Consider the following 18,909-nt stretch of genomic DNA (forward strand, 5'->3'; position numbering starts at 1 on the left):
ATAATATCAGCAGGAATGAAGAGGTTGTGGCGAGAGTGATACAAAAAGCCAGATAATGAATCTGGCTTAAATTGTTATATGAGCACAATGATTTATTATTAAAGAAATAGCTCAATGTAAGTCAATGATGCAGTACCAATCGCTAACCATAGTACAACACCCAGTAATAAAGGTTTATGTCCTGCATTGCGTAATTTGCTGACGGTTATACCTGAGCCAATTAAAAATAGGCACACTACTAATAAACGTTTTGATGCATCAAAGATAAGAATATAGGTTGAGTGAAATTGCGGAATAAAATGCGCAATTAAGATAGCTAGGCAATAAAACACAATAAAGTAAGGAATACTGATTTTCTTACTGTCACCTTTAAACATTAAAGCACTGCCAAACGCGACAGGAATGATCCACAGTGCACGAGCCAGTTTTAATGTTGTCGCTGTTTTTAATGCTTCATCACCATAAGAACCTGCGGCACCTACCACTGATGATGTATCATGAATGGCAATGGCAGCCCAAGTACCAAAGGCATGTTGGCTCATTTCTAATAAATGCCCAACGGCAGGAAAAAGGAAAAGCGCCGCGGCATTGAGTACAAATACAGTTGCTAAAGCCAATGAGGTTTGGTCATCACGCGCATTAATGGCTGGTGAGACAGCAGCAATGGCACTGCCCCCACAAATCGCGGTGCCCGCAGCAATTAAATGGCCTGTTTTTTTATCCAACTTTAAAAAGTGCGTTGCTAGCCAACCCAAAAATAAAGTAAAGAAAATAGAAGAGATAATAAGCCCTAACCCTTGACGGCTCGCTTCAATGGCTTCGTTTAAATTAATCCCAAACCCTAAACCTATAATGGAATATGATAAAAGTTTTTTGGTTAGAGCGGCAAGATTAAATTGGGTCGGTACGAAACCAAAGCTGGCTAAAGTAAAGCCAAGAATTAATGCGATGGGTGAGCTAATGAAAGGCGCTAAACATATTATTGCCGCTAATATAAATATAATATCAGCAGGGCGCAAGTTTCTAATTTTTTGATTTATGGTCATTTTTTATGGTTGAGATAGATTGTTTATAATATCTCAAATTATACGCACGTCATTCTATTTAGTTTAGTTAAATCTTTTTAAACGAGGGTTAAGAGTAATTTAATGTATGGTATTACTTTTTTTGCCATGATCCGTGGCTGTTTTGATAAAAATGACCGGCTTGGGTTTTTTCTATCGCTTTATGGTACGCCCGTTGTTTGACGGTAGTTAGAGATAAATCATGCGATTGGCTAATGGCTTGGTATGTCTCTTGTCTATGGTTATTAACTGAGTTTATAAGTTGGCTTACATCAGCGTTATTACTCGATTTAATTGCAGCAATAAAGCCCGTATTTGTTTCACCGACTAAGCCTTGTTGTTTGGCTTGCTGCAATGTAATTGCGAGTACAGTGCTTGAATTGAGCAACAGTAAATAACTGCCAAGTAACACAGCGTAAAGAGATGACGATTTCATAAGGTTACCTTAATATTGAATGACAAAAGCTATTAAAACACGGCTTTATTATCAAATAATTGTTCTATTTCTCGATCAACTTTTATTTTGATTTCATGTTCAATTTTAACATTAAGATTAACCTCTATTGGTTTGTCTGAGGCTGCAACTTGTATGGTTGGCGTGCACCCAATAAGCAATAGAATGATGATAATAGCGAATACGTAATGCAAATTAAGCTGGTGAAGTGTTTCTTGAAAATAGTTCATGCTGATAACCTTTAATGCTATGGGGGGGTAAAATGCTCACTAATTTTTTTCTCGACATTTGAAGCATTTAGCATGTTAATTGTTCTAATAAGTTCAAGAATATTATCTTCAATGGCTAAGTTTATATTGATTGGGCGACCAGATTGAAAATCAGGGTTATAGCCTTTGAAATGAGATTGTGTTTTTAACATGCCATCTTTAGCATAGTTAACTTTTATGGCTAAGGTACGATAATGGTAGTTTTTAAGTATTTCACTGACCATTAATGGACTTTGATGACCGACCGCTTTAATTTTCTCATCAATGACAGACCCTGCAATATAACGTAATACGCCACCAGGATAGCGAGAATGAAGGGTGGCATGATGAATTCTAAAGTGACCATCAACCATTGTGATCGGGATTGTGCCATCAAGGATCCCTGTAAACTCAATACCTTCATGATCAATAAGATCCGTTACTTGTTTAATATTAAGACCAAAGACAGTTATTGGTATTGGTGCTAATTTTTGTAAATTTGAGAGATTAATATTATGCGCACTGATATTTCCACCCAATAACGAAGCTGATATTCGATGTAATGTATATTGGTTTGTTTGCGTATTAACATCAATGAGTAAACTAGGGTTAGTGAGTATGATGCCTGCATGTAGTTGTTGTGCAAATAACGAAATAGGATGCAGGGTTTGAATCCCTTGAGGAGAGAAAGCAATATTAGCACTGCTTTCTAATTGAGTAATATTAATGCCGTAGTAACTGCCTGACAGTCGATCGGTTGCAACTGTTGCGTTGCCGGTGATGTGGTTATTACGATCAATAATAAACGAAGCGCCGTAGGTGATCTTTCCGTCTGTAATATCAATCGGTAAAGCCAGTGCTGGAAAGTAGTAGTTTTTTAAGCTATTAGCTGGTGTAAAAGCAATGGCTTGACGGTGTAATTTAACATGGGTTTTTTTGGTTGTGAGATCGGCGTCGATATCTACTTTTGCTAAAACATCGTCATGTCGATTAGTTAAGGTAGATCTAATATTCAATTTCTTGCCTTCTAAATGTAACTGTCCATATAACGTGCTTAATGGAAACAGCTGCTTATGGTTACGTTGAGCTGCATCTATCGTGATTTTATAGTGACTTGAGAATGTTAACGGTGTTGCAGGGGGGGGCTGTAAAGTATTTTTTATGGATCTGTTTTTCAAAAGATTATCGTTTAATGGTGTCTTTTCAAATAAGAACTCATGGTGTAATAAAAATTGGCTTACATCAATGTGGAGTTGCGCTTTATAGTCAGTAATCGGTAATGTTTTTTGTGTTTGATGACGGGTTGCCAATTTGGCGGTTAGCTGTGCCTGAGTTTTTTGAGGTTGGTATAGCGTCAGGGCAATGCGATCTTGCTTTTTTTCAAACAATCCAATTAATTGATTTAAACTGAAATCAATATCATCAATCTTATTACTGGCTAAAGTCGGAATACCTTCAAATGTAAGCTTTTTGGTTTGTAGATGTGTGTGTTGTAATTGTGAGATCAAGTAATTATTAGCCCACGTGGCTTTTATGTTTGATCTAAAAATGATGTCATCAACTTGACTATCAACGACGGGTCGTAATGTATTGATACTGGCATTGATCTTAGCGTTAAGGTGACATTGCAAGTTAGGATACAAACAGTTGAACTCATCAACAAGCAACTGCAGGTTAGATTTTGTTTTAGCGCTATTAAAACGGATCGTTTCATTTTTATCACTTAAAGCGATGCTAAAAAGCTTTGAATGATAACTGATATTGAAATTTATTTTACCGTCGCTGTTCATCTCAATATTTGTGACATGCTTAGAGGCCTTATGATGGCGCGAGGTTTTATCTTTAGAAGTAAAGAAAGGAGCTTCAAATGCATATTTGTTGAGTTCAATGGTAAAAGATGACGGTAATTCAATGCCGATTAGATAATGCGCATCGACAATTTTATTATTAATAACCATTGGATGAGTTGCTTTGGATAAGTCACTCACGATTTGCTTTGCATAAAAGCGTAACGGGCCGTTTATTTTAGCATCAGGTACATTCTCAAACCCTAACCGATCGGTAAATTCCTTGGTGTTTTTAAAGTTAGCATTGCAATTTAAATAGTGTGGTAATGGCTGATGAAAAATGACTTTAATATCGCAATTCAGGTTATTACCGTCACTGCGAGTCATTATAGTGTGGGCACGCGCATCTGTTTTTGATAGATGATAAATATTAACATCAAGCAGGTATGGGTGTGGGCTTAACGCTTTTCCCTTAACAATAAAACGCGCTTTGGTCTTCTTTTCTGTCGCTATATTTAAATCTTTAGCTTGTTGATCTATTTTTTGACGCGCTTGTTTTCGACGTTGACGTTGTTGTTTATTCTCACTGATAACGGCTGGAGGTTTATCAAATGTGATTGTGCTGTGGTTAATGTTTGCAGCTGTTGCTAGGTTTGCCATTGTGGACGATGCCGTTGCTGTTGGTGTTTCTAAAATGACTTTAGCATCAATTAATAAATCACCATAAGTCAGTGCATTTACTTTTAATTTCTTAATGGGTAAGCGAGCAAGATTAGCAATAGCTTGTCCTAGGTGGATCCCTTTGCTATCGATGTCTGTGCGATTGATAAACGTGGGCAAATATTTTGGTTGTTCGAGCTTTATTGTTCCAGCGGCTAAGACCATTGTCGGTAAACTACGGTTAAGATCAAACGTTAACGACAATTGAGAGATAATTTGCTTAGCTAGCGTGTTATTCAGTGTCTTCCATTGCGGGTGGATAGAGGCAATCGTAACGGTAACTGGGGTTTTATTATCTAGCCATGCAATCGAAAATTGGCTGTTATTGTACAGTAAGGGATAATGCGGTGAAGGCTGAGTATGGGGAAAAAAAAGGGTTAATTTACCGTTACTTGAATGACCTGAAATAACCAGATGCGGGTTATGGCTGATAGTGACATCAACCTGTTCTAAAATTTGGGTTGCAGTAGCTTCCTTACCATCACTGTGTGTCGCTGATGTGGTGACCTTACGGGCATTAGCATTAATAGCGAGTGGATATTTGAAATCAACAAATCTGAAAGTAGTATCAAAAAAGTGGATATAACGTAAATAAAGCTGCTGTTTTTCGAGTATCGCAGTGGCCGCTGGAGAAAGCTCAATTTCATATTTCTTTGCAAACAAGCGATAACTTCCTTCATCAAGGTCATTATCAGGATCTGTTTGATGTTGTAAAGCAAGCTGGTGGAAGGTGACGTTGTAACTGAAAATGCGTAACGAAACATGTTCTGCATGTAAACCGTTATTGTAGCGGAGTCCTTTAAGATCGGTGATTGTTATATGATTAATGTGAAGCCATACGATACCGATTATCGGCATCAATAGTATCAATCCTAATAGTGATAAACCAATTTTGGTCCCGCTACGTAGCCGTGACGGTCTAGCCTCCATTGGTGGTGAAGGTGCGGTATTATGTACAGAGGATTTCACAACGATAGTTCACCTCTTGAGAAAGAATAATGTAACTTCAGCAATAAATCAGCAATAAATGATTCATTGTAATGATGAGCTCTTGCCTTATCTTTAAACATATACCAGATTCTGCTTTTCGTGAGTTATCAGCTAAATTAACCCAATGGAATATGCCTCTAAAGTGACTAATTATTCTTATCGTTACAAAATATACGGTGTTACATCTTTTAGTTTGAATTTATATGCATTTAAATTGTTTTGCTAATTATCTAAATAATAGAGCCAACCTTGATGTGTTGTCGAGAAAACATCACTACATTGGCGTTGTTGTTGCTGGCGTTGTACTAAGGGAAATGAATCAAATAAACGTTGATAGCGGATGGGATCACTGCCGTATACTAGACATAAAATATGTTGGTAACGCTGTTGGTTAAAACTATGTTGCTGAATAAAAAGATTGTTACTTAAAGGGGGGGCATTGAGTTCACGGATACTAAATAATTGATTACTATTAATTGCTATTTCATCGCCTCGATCAATATCATTCAATAGCAATATAGTTACGAAGTTATCAACCATAGTTTCATTATTACCTAATATAGGAATCGCACGATCAAGAATATAGGCATGTCCGATCTCGTGCAGTAACGTCAGTAATAGGGCGTCGTTTGTTGCTTGATAACGTTGTTGTTGGGTTAGGTAAGTGCCTGTTTTAGACGCGTGCTGTAATAGCTGATAAATATACAGATAAGGGATTTTGATTTGTTTTTTTGTTGCATCAAAATTAGGCCCTTTAGTACTTCCAAAAACTATTTCTAAGCTGGGGGCGAAAATATACCGAGTTTGACTCAGTTGCTTAATGGTAGCGAGAATAGATGAATGCTGAATAATGTCTTTTGCTTGCTGTTGCTGCGCGTTAGCGGGTGTTAGAAAAATAAAATTAACCGTAGGGACGGGATCTAATGCTAACCCATAACTACCACCTGTTGGCTGTTCTGTGCCTGCGTAACAAAAGTAAGCCGCAGTTATACAGAATAAGCTGAATGTAACCCTTGCTAGTGACGATAAACATGAAGATTTTACTCTAGTAATTTGATTAAAATTGAGAGAATGTCTATTCACGTTGCCACCTCATATTGCTATAGATGTATTATCAGTGATAATTATAGCGGATGAGACAATATGTAACGCTGTAAAATCATTAAAATGCCCTATTAATGGCTAATTATTGTGCACTGCGTGTTGTTTTATATTGGGGGGTAATTGTTTTAATAATAACTGCATATCAACCACACCATCAGCTAATTGTATATCAATCTCAAACCCCATTTTTTGCGCGAGAGTGATCATACCGCGGTTAGTTGGCATCGTCATACCTGTTAGGGTATGAAGCCCGCGCTGTTTAGCATAATCAATAAGTTTGCTCATCAAAATGCGCCCTAAACCAACACCTTTAAGATCTGAACGGACTAAAATCGCAAATTCAGCGTCTTTATTGTTTGCATCTGATAACGCACGTGCAACACCGATGATCATTTCATCGTAAACAGCAACAAAGGCCATTTCACGATCGTAATCGATTTGGGTAAATTTGGCTAAGGCCTCATGATTTAATTCTCCCACATCAGAGAAGAAGCGTTTATAAAGATCCTCTTTTGATACTTGGTTTATGAAAGCTTTATGGGCAGGTTCATCTTCCGGTAGTATTGGACGAAGCAATATTGATTTACCGTCTTTAAGCTGACACTGTTGCTCATATTCTTTAGGGTAAGGTCGAATCGCTAATCGTTGCTGAATATCACCATTAAAGGGCGCAATATCCATTGAGGCATCAATAATAGTTAATTCATCACCAGAGATAAGTAGAGGGTGAATATCGAATGCACGAATATCAGGGCAATCAATGATCATTTGTGAAATTGTGACTAATAATCGGCATAATGCTGGAATCGATATCTTTTCTAAACTACTGCGTTGTTTGATTTTATTACGCTTTAACGCATTGATTACCATGTAACGGGCAAGAGCCATGTTTAACGGCGGTAGCGCAACCACGGCATCACGTTCAATATTCCAATGAATGGTTTCCTCACCTAGCATGATCACTGGCCCAAAAATAGGATCGCTATGGACACCAATACGCAATTCTTGCGCGCCAGAGCGGTTAGCCATACGCTGAATCAATAAGCCATCAATTCGTGCACTTGGATAATGTAAGGCGACGCGAGATAAGATAGCATCGGCGGCATTAGCCACTTCATTTGCATCATGCAGATATAACACGACACCATGAATATCTGATTTATGGCGAATATCGGGAGAGCGTAACTTCACAGCCACGGGATATCCAATCTGTTCCGCAATATGTACCGCTTCAGCGGCATCAGAGGCTATCCATGTTGGTAATGTTGTAAAACCATAGCTTTCTAGTAACGGTCGTACTTCATGAGTTTCAAGATGGTAAATATTTTGTTGGAGCAATTGCTGTATTTCATGGCGTACATAATGAGGATCTGCTGCAATTTCTCCTATGGACAAAGGCGTTTCCATTAATTGGCGTTGGTTACGGCGGTATTCGACTAAATGCATGAAAGCTGAGATGGCACTTTCTGGCGTACGGTAAGTCGGTAAACGCGCTTGAGTAAAAAGACTACGCGCGTTGGTCGTTTCATTTTCACCAGACCAATTGGTTAAAATGTTAAATCGTTGGCTGCGAGGATGCTGGTGGAGGGTATCAATGATCACTTTGGCGGTGTTAGTGCTATGAGCTATCGCAGACGGGCTATGTATAATAAGTAAGGCATCAAAATCATCACTATCCAAGAGAATATTAAGTACTTGTTGGTAACGTGCAGTATTAGCATCCCCCATGATATCTATCGGGTTTGCTTGTGACCAATAGGGGGGTAAGACTTGTGATAGCTTTGTTATTGTTGCATCACTTAATTGTGCTAATTTACCACTTCTATCCGATAAAGCATCTAATGCCATAATAGCAGGACCACCACCATTGGTGAGAATCGCTAATCGTTCACCGCGTAACGGTACTGAATGGGCCAGTGTTTCAACCGCAGCAAATAGATCATGGGTTGTATGTACGCGTAACATACCAGAGCGTCGAATAGCTGCATCATAAATTTCATCAATCCCATACTCACCATTGGTATGTAATAATGCCGCTGACCGTCCTGCGTTTGTACGTCCACTCTTTAATACTAAAATACGACGGTTTCTTGCTGCTGCGCGGGCTGCTGACATAAATTGGCGCGCATCTTTAATATTGTCGATATAAAGTAAGATTGCCTCAGTTTTTGTATCTTGGCTTAAAATATCAAGTAACTCGGCAAAATTAATGTCGCAGGCATCTCCTAAAGAAATAAAAGTAGAAAAGCCGATTTGTTTATTCTGTGCCCAATCAAGAATAGTGGTACACACTGCTGCTGATTGTGAAATAAATGCGATATTGCCTTTATTGGCACGAGTCGGGGTGACAGAAGCATTCAAGTTCAACCACGGTAAAATGATTCCCATGCTATTAGGTCCAATAATGCGCATATTATAGCGCTGTGCATTGGTAAGCATTTGTTGCTGGTGGCTAATAGTTTCTTTGTTGTTCGTATGAGGAGCCATACCCGCGGCAATAACAACAGCTGCTTTTACTCCCTTTTGTCCAAGCTGAGTAATAATGTCTGGCGTAAGTTCTGCGCGAGTACACACGATAGCAATATCAGGAATAATAGGCATTGCTTCAATGTTGCGATAAGCCAAAATCCCTGCGACAGCAGTATACTTGGGTGTAATGGGAATAATAGGGCCATTAAAACACCCCGCTAGCAAGTTACTGACAACAATGTAGCCAATACGGTGTGGATTGTTTGACGCCCCAATGACGGCAATGCTGGTGGGGTTTAAAAAAGCCGCTATATTACTCATAAGATAATCATCTCCCTTTGCTTAGTGATACTTTATATCTAAATATGACAGAACTACTTTTTTTATCGTCATAATGTGATCTAAAAAAGAGGATGCTTTATATGCTTAATCGTATTCGTATTTGTGGTCGGTTTGAATTATTACTGACTCGTTTGTATTGAATGTTGCTCAGTAATAGTTTGAATTAATATAATATTAAAGCCTGTTTTTAGTAATAGAGTTATATTTGCGTTTTTTTTGTAATTATTGGTATTGAGGATGGGGTAGACAGCGTTGTGAATAAAGCGGGGTGTAAATAATAATATAGGAAAGCTGCAGGAAATAAAAAAGAGATCAAATGATCTCTTTTTGCTGGTGGCTAAATATTAGTAGTAATTTATATTTGATAACGGCTTTTATCACCAATATCGAAATGTAGCGGCATTCGCCATTTGCTAAAGGCTGCAAATGCAAGTAATGCAGCGCCTACCATAGCAAAGCCAATCTCAATATTTACAGCATTAAACACGAAACAAAACCAAAAACCGGCTAAAGCAAGAGGGGTTAGCAGGAGTATTTTTACTTTAAAGCAGAAGTATTCTTTTATTGAAAGCGCGCTAAAGACAAATAAAGCAGCACCTAAGGCTAATGGTTGCCATAAGCCCGCGATCAACCAGATTGCTGAGAATAAGCCCGCGCCTTGGATTAGCCAGCGAAAACGTTTGTCATAAATATGCACTGTTGTTGAAGCCAATAAAGCAACTATAACGAGAAAGGGCGTTGCAGCATGGGTTTCTGAACTAATGATCGCCATAATAATAGCAGCAACAGTGAATGCTGAGCGATATAGAATAACGGTTAGTTTATCAAGTATATCGAGTTCGCATTTAATATGTGGATCAGCCATTGAGGCTCCTAAGCAGTAGCAGAAAAATATGAGTAGTATTATTGTTAACAAAACAATATTTATTGTGAGTATGGTAACATAAATGCCTTTCGATTGATCAATCGTTATGAACTGTTTGATCGTAATCAAAAGCTGCGGCAAACTATTATAAATCCTTTGTCATTCAATTGTTTTGATGATGGGCACGCCAATTTTCGGCTGAGAATAGAGAGAATGAAATGAAAAAAATTATTACATTGAGCCTGTTATCGAGCTTAGTGGGTTGTGCTCAATTGATGCCACCCAAAACATCATTACAAACCCCAATTGAAACCATTAATACGGGGCAAGTGACTGAAAAATTTTTGGAACCAACGATAGTGGCCGAGATAGATGAGTCGGTTAAAACTGATCCTCTTTATCAATCGTTAGACTCGATTGTTGTGAGTGAACAAGTTATAGACGATCAGCCTGTTGCAAAGGGCATCTCAACAACAGAAAACAGCTCAGAGCCTGCTGTTATTGAGGAAATGAGTGAGGTCACCACGAATGCTGATAGCGCTGCAGTAATAGCGACAAACGATGATTCAAGTGCCACAATAGATGAACCAGAATCAATAGAGTCGACGATTGATACGACAGTAGATGATCAGGTACAGAACAACGATCCTATCACTGATGATGAATATAAAACAACGGTTATGCATGGTTATAGTGTGCAAGTTACCGCATCAAGAGATGAGCAATCATTAGTGACATTACTATCGTTATTAGATAGCCAGCAACCTGCTTGGTTAAATAAGAAAATGATCAATGGGAGTCAGGTTTATAGTTTATTATTAGGACATTACTCAGATCATGAGCAAGCAAAATCAGCACTGGCGTTGTTACCTGAAGCTTTACAGCACAGTGGGGCATTTGTGAGGAATTTTTATGATATTGAACATAGTCGTTCACCACAATTGAAACAATTACAATAACTCAGGCGCAAATAGTCTGATAAATGGTGCTTTAATCACCATTTTTAGCACAAACTACGCATGATTTAAAAATAAATCACGATATGATGATGTTGAGGGTACATTCGTATTACTTTTTTGATTACTATATTCAGTAGTGAATGCCTTATTCTTTTTGACCTTGGTAGTGTATCAAGGCTTTTGTAATCTGCATTGTATTGTGATTGGCCTAATTAAGGAACGATAATGAGTTCTATCCATGTATTATTATTATGCGGCGGCGGTAGTGCTGAGCATGAAGTTTCTCTCGTATCTGCAAACTTTATTGAACAACAATTAAAAGCGATTGATGGCGTTAGCTATACACGTGTTGAAATGACTAAAAATGAAGGTTGGTTAAATGAAAACCAACATTCTTGTGAATTGAACTTAGATAAAACCTTATCTGCTGTCGGTGAACAACCTATCACGATTGATTATGTGATCCCTTGTGTACACGGTTTCCCTGGTGAAACTGGAGACCTGCAATCATTGTTTGACTTAGCCGGTTTGCCTTATTTAGGCTGTGGTGCAGAAGCAAGCACGAATTGTTTTAATAAAATTACCACTAAATTATGGTTTGATGCGCTAAATATTCCAAATACGCCCTATGTTTTCTTGAGTGAGAACACTGAAGAAGCGCACCAACAAGCGTTAGCTGCATTGAATAAATGGGGTAAAGTCTTTGTTAAAGCGGCATGCCAAGGTTCATCTGTAGGCTGTTATAGCGTTGCAAACGCAGAAGAATTACGTACAGCTGTGAATAATGCATTTGGTTTCTCTAACCAAGTGCTTATTGAAAAGACGATTAAGCCTCGTGAGCTAGAAGTTGCTGCTTATCAATTTGGTGATCAACTAATCATTACCAAGCCGGGTGAAGTGTCATGTCCAGATGATAAGTTTTATAGCTATGAAGAAAAATATAGCACAGACAGCTTGTCAACAACGCAGGTTGAAGCGCGTAATATCACTGAAGAACAAATTGAAGCTATTCAGCACTATGCGCGTAAAGCGTTTGAGCAAATGAAGCTTAAAGATTTATCTCGTATTGATTTCTTTTTAAGTGAAGACAATGAAATTCTATTAAATGAAATCAATACCTTCCCAGGTATGACGCCAATTTCAATGTTCCCTAAAATGCTAGAGAACTATGGCCATAACTTTACAGATTTTATTGAAAAAGCGATTAAAAACGCCGTTAAATAATATCTGACTAAATGTTTTATTAGCCAACCTCTTATTATACTTTCAACGAGAAAGAATATGGGGTTGGCTTTTTTATGCTATTTATCGAGCCAGTATTATTTTCCATTTTTATTGGCAAATTTCTTTAAGGTGTTATCACGTTTAGCTCGCTGACCGATATATTGTGCAGGCATAGCAGGACTTCGCCATCGACCTTGATGTTGTATTTGATGGATAGACAGTCCGGCATCGGCTAAATCTTGGCTAGCACCAACCCGTGGTGATTGGCCTGAAAAAATAACATCGGCGGGAAGGTCAAGTTCTTGGCTTGCCCGTCTAAATATTCGATATACAGATGAGTGATCGAGTGGATTATCACCAATATTGTTATGCCGATCAATTCGTCGAAAAACAAAACCACTATCAATCATAGATAATGTTAACCAACGATTAATCGCTTGAGAGGCGACATCACTTAGGGCAATTAAGGTTCCATTCACCGACAAGGTAACTAAGCCATCGGGGGTTACTTCAATGTCATTGATGGTTAGTGCTGTTACTTCTGAACGTTTTAGCATAGCTTCAAATGTGATTGCCCAAATAGCCATATCTCGAACATCTTTAGCTTTTGTTGAAAGTATAAAAACATCAAGAAGATCGTGTAAATGATTATCACGAAAGCCTTGAGCATTAGTGTAATCATCGTGTTTATCAAGGCGTTGTTTATGCATGGCGAGTTTAATTTCATTACTTAAACAGGGATTAGGTAATGCATGACAACGGTGTACCAAACTAATAGTGACAATGTAACGTTTAAGGCTGGCTAACTTACGGGTTTGTGCCATTTTTTCTATATAGCGGTGTACAATTTCAGCTGATGCTGGTAATGCTGATGCTTGATGTTGTTCACAAAAAAGTAAAAAGTTATTCCAATCATTTTTAAACGCAACCAACGTATTTTTAGCGTATTGTTGGTGTGTTAGCCGTTGCCAAACTGTAATGGACTCAGCAATGGTTGAAAAGTCAGTAATACTTGCATTACGAACGGTTTCATCTTCAATAACAGTGATCTTCTTAGCCATAACACTCTCTAATGCACTATAACTTTATATGATTAAATAATAACAACGATCATCATAAAACGAAAGAATAATCACAAAAAAACTGGCTTAGCTATGCAAGTCTTATTATTATATAAGTAGATAACGTAATGATTATTAAAGAAACTAATGCTTTAATAAAGTAGAGAGCAGGACAATGAAAAAACGCCTTTTTCATCGTGGCTATACGATTGAAAATAGTACTGGGCTTACATCAGACTGGAAAACAACCATTAATGGACAAACCGTCAAAGGAATGATAACCAACATTAAAAATAGTGTAGATTGGTGGTGCGATACCAAGGCTTTTGTACTGCCAGAAAAATTTAATACTCATCCTCAGTTAAAGCAACCAAGTGCAAATTCTGAACAGTATCGAGGTATTGTTTTAAAAAATGATAGTGGTAAAGCCAATGAGTGGTATGTAATGGTGCGTGGGCAGTTGATTAAAGGTGATATTGTTTCAATTAAAAAATACTTAGATAGAACGCTTGTTGCCTAAAGAACAGTGCCTATTTATTACAGGCACTGATTTAGTTATTCATTGAAGAATTAATCTTCGTCATCGTGTTTTGACACATCAACTAAATAACGACCATCTAACCAGTTCCGGCCAATAAGTAATTTATATTCTAGTTTTTTACGATCACGTAAGTTGACGGGAATCGCATGATTTTTACCATTCCAAACTAAATCCATCACAACAGCATAGCGGCGCTCAACACCTTGTGCGTTACGTATCTTGCTGATTTTAACAATTTTACTTGTATGGGTTTGTTCTTGTCCTTGTGCATTTTCTGTTTTGAAACTGATCATTTTCCCTAAGTTTTCTTGCCAGCTTTTTTTGCTGTTGGTAGGGCTGTTATTGCCATCGATAACGTGTAAATCATACGCATTAATAGATGTAGTATGTGCCCCTGTATCAATACGCGCTTTGTAATCCATATCAAGATCTTTAACGTGAATTGTCTCAACAGGACCAACAATGTATTTTCCATCGCACTGGTTATCAGCATAGCTCATGGTTGATACTGTTGCCGCAGCAACTAACATGGCGGACATAAAAACTTTTTTCACATAATCTCCTGATATTATTCGGTCTTATTTATATATAATAGACGGGGTAGTTATAATAATATTCAATTTTATGTAAAATTTAAGCGATTATTTGGATTTAATGTAGAAACAGTTGCTTTTTGATTTGCTGAAAACAGGATTTTGTTTGATCAAATTGAATAGTATTAAAACCGAGTGTAGATGCTATTTGAATATTCTCACTATTATCATCAATAAATAAACTTTCTTGGGGGGATAATTGATAACGTTCGCATAGTCTTAGAAATATTTCTGGTTCAGGCTTCATGACTAATTCTTTTCCTGAGACTAATCCACCATCAAAAAATGAAATAAAATGATGCTTCTCATAAAGGGTATCAAAAAAAGCACTACACATATTGGTCAGATAATAAAGTGAATAGGGTTGCTGTGTTAATTGAGTAAAGAGTGTTTCTGTTTGTTGTATTTTGGTCAAGCTTAGTTGAATATGCGTTATAAAATCTTCTATACGTTGTGGCGATATTTGAGTTCGAGCTGAAAATTTAGGGATCACTTCAGCGATAAGCATTGTACCACGATCAAGTGATAGCCAATCAGGATGTTGGAGTACATCATGTAGCAATATCTCTCGCTCTGAAGGTGATGTAGTAAAACTATTAACAATGCGGTGTGGATTCCACTCAAATAGTACAGCACCAAAATCAAAAATCACATTACGAATCATAAGATGTTCCGTTAGAGTACCATTTATTGATAGTATTGGTTCATGAGTATTTCGCAAGATTGATGTGCTAACTTTTAATGTTATTCACACAATCAAGCAACCAAGTGAGATAGATTGCACAATGAGTGATAATAGCCGTTTAGTTTTTTCAACCGAAACTGGTCGAATTAAAGAAGAAAAAGAACAACCTGTTCGCCCAAAAGGTGATGGTATTGTTCGTATTCAGCGAGAAACAAAGGGACGCAAAGGCAAAGGGGTTTGTATTGTTTCAGGTCTTGACGTTGAAGATACCCAACTGAAGCTCATTGCTGCTGAATTGAAAAAAGTGTGTGGCTGTGGCGGTGCAGTAAAAGAGGGTAAAATTGAAATTCAAGGTGATAAGCGTGATGTAATAAAAGCGCACCTTGAAAAGAAAGGCCATACCGTTAAATTAGCGGGCGGTTGATAGCCATTATTACTTATGTTTTTTGATAATATTAGTCAAAGCTGATAGCTAAATAAGAACCTGAGAAAATGATTAAAAAACGGATAGGAGATTAGCCTATCCGTTGATTTATTTTATTGCGTTTTAATTATTGGTTAAATTGCCCAGTAAGGTCTTTATAAGTATGTTCTCCTTCCATCTTAATGACTTTAGGTGCTTTTAAGTTAGCAAGAGCGTCGATAATATTCACTTTCATATGCTGTGGAGTAAGGTAACTTTTAAAGTAATAATCTTTGTTTTTGGTATCAACTACCGATGTCCATATAGTATAGTCGGTCAATACTTCATTATTTGCCTTTTCTCTGATTACACCTTTTGGAATATCAAAAGCATTAAGAATATGGAAAGCACGGAAAACGGCTTCATCGCTATTCTTTGAAGGTAAAGATGCATTAACAAAACTTGCCGCACGAATAAAACGACTTGGAGGGGTGTAATCACCAGGTAAACCAAGCATGCCGCTACCTTGACCTGTTGGCGATAAAGTTACGCCATTAATAGTAACGCTACCTTTATTTTCTGCTGTCAAGCCAACATAGTTATGCAAATTGGTCATGTGCCAATCATAAGTCGGGTTATTCGTCACAACACCAATCTTATTTTCGTGAATGGTTAAGCCTTTTGCTGTGTACTCAAGTACAACAGACTTACCTGAAGCATCAGTAATTGCATAGTGGAGTGGTGCGATACGGCCAATTTCAGCGATATGAGTACCTACAACATTGATAGATTTAATACCTTTAATCATTTCATCTACAGTGCTGAAATTACCTAAAATATAATTACCTAGTTCCTCACTAGAAACGGCATTTTTTGGGTTTGCATCTGTTAATTCAGTATATTGTGCAAGCCCTGCAAAATAAAAAGCACCAAAATAAAGCCCTTTTTCATTGAGTCCATCAAGTACAATATTTTTACCTAATGCATTTGCGCCACCAAATCCATATTTAGTTTTATAAGTCAAACCCTCTTTATCTGGATTATTGGAAAGAGAGGTGATTTTAGTTCCAGCAGGAACCATAACGATATTAGACTGGATATCAAAGCCGAACTCCATTGTTCGAGCTGGAATTGTTGCACCATCTGCACTTTTTAATACTATGCCTGTACATGCAGCGACTGGTAGAGAAGTTAATAGTCCAAGACAAAGTGGTGCAAGTAACTTTTTCATTATTATGCTCTTTAAATAGATAGATTTGGACTAATATAAGAAAAATATGCGTATATTACAAAAATATTTACTATATCTGCGTAAATGTTCAATTTTCCCTGCATAGATTAAATAAACGAGATCTACATTATTGTTTTTCAGTTCGGTAGGTTTTGGGATAGGAAATCCAGTCTGAAATTAGATCAAATATTTGGGCATGACGTTACTCTGATGCTTGAGGCTGTTATGCATGTTTCTAATTTAATGGGCTGATATTACGAATAGAATATTTTTTATCATAGATATACGAGATGGTAAATATTGCCGTGTTGATTTGCCACTTGAATCATCCTCACGACCCGTACTTGAAATATAACGACTACTATTAAAACAATTGCGACTGATTTAAGGAAGGCCGAATGTCAGATGTGAATGTATTTAAACAACCTAAGCCGTTTTATCTTATATTTTCTGTAGAGTTCTGGGAGAGATTTGGATTCTACGGTATGCAGGCCATCCTTACTGTATATATGGTTAATATTCTTGGCATGTCAGAAGCCGAGTCATTTACCTTATTTGGTGCATTTTCTGCGTTAATTTTTAGTTCCGTCGCGATTGGTGGTTGGGTTGGGGATAAGCTCCTTGGTACTAAACGAACCATTACTCTCGGTGCGTTTATTCTTACTATTGGTTACTCTTTATTAGGACTTTCCGCTGCGGGTGAGTTTGGCGGCAAAGATCTCATCTATATAGCAATGGGCTTTATCACCATGGGCAATGGTTTATTTAAAGCTAATCCTTCAAGCCTACTTGCAAAATCTTATGAGGAAAATGATTCGCGCCTTGATGGCGCATTTACTATGTATTATATGGCGATTAACTTAGGCTCATTTTTCTCAATGTTATTAAGCCCTTGGATAGCTGAAAAAATGGGCTATGGCATGGCATTTGGGGTAAGTGCGATTGGATTATTAATCACTATGGTTAACTTTATGGTGATGGGGCGTATCGTTAAAAACATAGGCTCAAAACCCGATATGCAGCCCGTTAATAAACGTTATTATTTTATGGTTGTGGTTGTAACGGTGGCGTTGAGCTTTTTGAGTGCCTTTTTATTGCAACACTTGTTTTATGCGCATGCTATTTTGGTTGTTATCGGAATAACCATTGTTGTTATATATTTCAAAGAAGCGTTTAAAACCCAAGGGCTTGAAAGGACGAAGATGTTTGTCGCCTTTGTTTTAATGCTACAAGGGATCGTATTCTTTGCACTATATTTTCAAATGCCAACCTCACTTAATTTTTTTGCTATTCATAATGTCAGTCATGATTTATTTGGCTTTAAAGTCGAGCCAGAACAATTCCAAGCATTGAATCCATTTTGGATCATGATTGCGAGCCCATTATTAGCCATTCTTTATAATAAACTCGGTGAACGGTTTGCAATGCCGTTTAAGTTTGCGTTTGGGATGGTGTTATGTAGTTTGGCTTTTTTAATTCTAAAGTTATCAACGGGGTTTGCTAATCCACAAGGGATCATCAATTCAAATTGGTTAGTGGTGAGCTATTTATTACAGTCGTTAGGGGAGTTATTGGTGTCAGGGCTAGGCTTAGCCATGATTGCACAGTTAGTGCCACAGCGAATGATGGGGTTTGCAATGGGGATGTGGTTTTTAACATCAGCGACAGCCGCCATTTTAGCTGGTTGGATTGCAAGTTTAACGGCCGCACCCGAAGGGATTGTTGAACCTACTCAAAGTCTTATTCTTTACGCAGAAGTTTTTGGTGAAATTGGTTATGTTACCGCTGCAATCGCCGTGTTTACATTGCTTATTGCGCAAAAACTAACACGTATTATTCAAGGTAAAGCGTAGTTCTATATCATTACTATTTATACAAATCTAAGTTATTGTTATTGAGAATATTTTACAAAACACAATATATCCAAAATCACTGAGTACTGTTATTTGTTCAATAATTGATAAAAAATTGCGTTTTTAATCGATAGTCATAAAAGTTATTGTCTTGACTCAATCTCACATTTATAAAATCCGCACTCTCTTCTTACTGTTTTTTTCTTTGATCAAACGATCATATTTCATTGATATTAGCTAGTTGCATATTGTGGCTTTTAATTTGCGATGATAAATAAGTTAGCAAGTAATTAAAAAATTGTTATATGCAGTGGCC

16 protein-coding genes are annotated in these 18,909 nt (G+C 37.4%); 5 read left to right on the top strand and 11 right to left on the bottom strand.

The annotated features are described in order from the left end of the window. Positions 1 to 98 precede the first annotated feature (98 nt). The 7 genes from Q0V26_RS08230 to Q0V26_RS08260 form a co-directional block, all read right to left on the bottom strand. On the bottom strand, positions 99 to 1,046 hold the full coding sequence (locus Q0V26_RS08230) for a putative sulfate exporter family transporter (RefSeq protein WP_297480478.1): 948 nt from the start codon (positions 1,044 to 1,046) through the stop codon (positions 99 to 101). 112 nt (positions 1,047 to 1,158) lie between these two features. Then, positions 1,159 to 1,500, bottom strand: coding sequence for a YdbL family protein (locus Q0V26_RS08235; protein WP_297480481.1), 342 nt, complete (start codon positions 1,498 to 1,500; stop codon positions 1,159 to 1,161). A 32-nt stretch (positions 1,501 to 1,532) separates the two neighbouring features. After that, positions 1,533 to 1,748: a YnbE family lipoprotein gene (locus Q0V26_RS08240; RefSeq protein ID WP_297480485.1), complete on the bottom strand. Its 216-nt coding sequence runs from the start codon at positions 1,746 to 1,748 to the stop codon at positions 1,533 to 1,535. A 17-nt stretch (positions 1,749 to 1,765) separates the two neighbouring features. After that, complete coding sequence (locus Q0V26_RS08245; protein ID WP_297480487.1) at positions 1,766 to 5,242, bottom strand: YdbH domain-containing protein; 3,477 nt, start codon at positions 5,240 to 5,242, stop codon at positions 1,766 to 1,768. A 243-nt stretch (positions 5,243 to 5,485) separates the two neighbouring features. Beyond that, positions 5,486 to 6,346 carry a DUF4344 domain-containing metallopeptidase gene (locus Q0V26_RS08250; protein ID WP_297480490.1) on the bottom strand — a complete coding sequence of 287 codons (861 nt, stop codon included), beginning with the start codon at positions 6,344 to 6,346 and terminating at the stop codon, positions 5,486 to 5,488. 99 nt (positions 6,347 to 6,445) lie between these two features. Continuing rightward, complete coding sequence (locus tag Q0V26_RS08255; protein ID WP_297480494.1) at positions 6,446 to 9,157, bottom strand: bifunctional acetate--CoA ligase family protein/GNAT family N-acetyltransferase; 2,712 nt, start codon at positions 9,155 to 9,157, stop codon at positions 6,446 to 6,448. Between the two features lie 376 nt (positions 9,158 to 9,533). Beyond that, complete coding sequence (locus Q0V26_RS08260) at positions 9,534 to 10,043, bottom strand: DUF2301 domain-containing membrane protein (protein WP_297480497.1); 510 nt, start codon at positions 10,041 to 10,043, stop codon at positions 9,534 to 9,536. Positions 10,044 to 10,261: 218 nt separating this feature from the next. Here Q0V26_RS08260 and Q0V26_RS08265 point away from each other — a divergent pair, with 218 nt between their 5' ends. Both Q0V26_RS08265 and Q0V26_RS08270 read left to right on the top strand, forming a co-directional pair. Beyond that, on the top strand, positions 10,262 to 11,002 hold the full coding sequence (locus Q0V26_RS08265; protein WP_297480500.1) for an SPOR domain-containing protein: 741 nt from the start codon (positions 10,262 to 10,264) through the stop codon (positions 11,000 to 11,002). A gap of 225 nt (positions 11,003 to 11,227) precedes the next feature. Beyond that, on the top strand, positions 11,228 to 12,226 hold the full coding sequence (locus tag Q0V26_RS08270) for a D-alanine--D-alanine ligase (RefSeq protein WP_297480502.1): 999 nt from the start codon (positions 11,228 to 11,230) through the stop codon (positions 12,224 to 12,226). Positions 12,227 to 12,321: 95 nt separating this feature from the next. On the opposite strand, the gene Q0V26_RS08275 is transcribed toward Q0V26_RS08270, so the two are convergent. After that, positions 12,322 to 13,287 carry a tyrosine-type recombinase/integrase gene (locus Q0V26_RS08275; protein WP_297480504.1) on the bottom strand — a complete coding sequence of 322 codons (966 nt, stop codon included), beginning with the start codon at positions 13,285 to 13,287 and terminating at the stop codon, positions 12,322 to 12,324. A gap of 175 nt (positions 13,288 to 13,462) precedes the next feature. Between Q0V26_RS08275 and Q0V26_RS08280 the strand changes: the two genes are divergently transcribed. Beyond that, a complete protein-coding gene (locus Q0V26_RS08280; protein WP_297480507.1) occupies positions 13,463 to 13,807 on the top strand; it encodes a DUF3319 domain-containing protein in 345 nt (114 codons plus the stop codon). Between the two features lie 50 nt (positions 13,808 to 13,857). Here Q0V26_RS08280 and Q0V26_RS08285 read toward each other — a convergent pair whose 3' ends face one another. After that, positions 13,858 to 14,382: a RimK/LysX family protein gene (locus tag Q0V26_RS08285; RefSeq protein WP_297480510.1), complete on the bottom strand. Its 525-nt coding sequence runs from the start codon at positions 14,380 to 14,382 to the stop codon at positions 13,858 to 13,860. 97 nt (positions 14,383 to 14,479) lie between these two features. Further along, positions 14,480 to 15,085: an HAD family phosphatase gene (locus Q0V26_RS08290; RefSeq protein ID WP_297480513.1), complete on the bottom strand. Its 606-nt coding sequence runs from the start codon at positions 15,083 to 15,085 to the stop codon at positions 14,480 to 14,482. A gap of 121 nt (positions 15,086 to 15,206) precedes the next feature. On the opposite strand from Q0V26_RS08290, the gene yciH reads away from it, so the two are divergent. Beyond that, entirely contained in the window at positions 15,207 to 15,530 is a 324-nt protein-coding gene (gene yciH / locus Q0V26_RS08295; RefSeq protein WP_080155930.1) for a stress response translation initiation inhibitor YciH, read from the top strand. A 127-nt stretch (positions 15,531 to 15,657) separates the two neighbouring features. Here yciH and Q0V26_RS08300 read toward each other — a convergent pair whose 3' ends face one another. Next, the gene (locus tag Q0V26_RS08300; protein ID WP_297480519.1) at positions 15,658 to 16,740 is read right to left on the bottom strand and encodes a choloylglycine hydrolase family protein; all 1,083 of its coding nucleotides are present in this window, start codon (positions 16,738 to 16,740) and stop codon (positions 15,658 to 15,660) included. 398 nt (positions 16,741 to 17,138) lie between these two features. On the opposite strand from Q0V26_RS08300, the gene dtpA reads away from it, so the two are divergent. Continuing rightward, on the top strand, positions 17,139 to 18,593 hold the full coding sequence (gene dtpA / locus Q0V26_RS08305; protein WP_297480522.1) for a dipeptide/tripeptide permease DtpA: 1,455 nt from the start codon (positions 17,139 to 17,141) through the stop codon (positions 18,591 to 18,593). Positions 18,594 to 18,909 lie beyond the last annotated feature (316 nt).

Source organism: uncultured Photobacterium sp., assembly GCF_947039875.1.
Lineage (GTDB): Bacteria > Pseudomonadota > Gammaproteobacteria > Enterobacterales > Vibrionaceae > Photobacterium.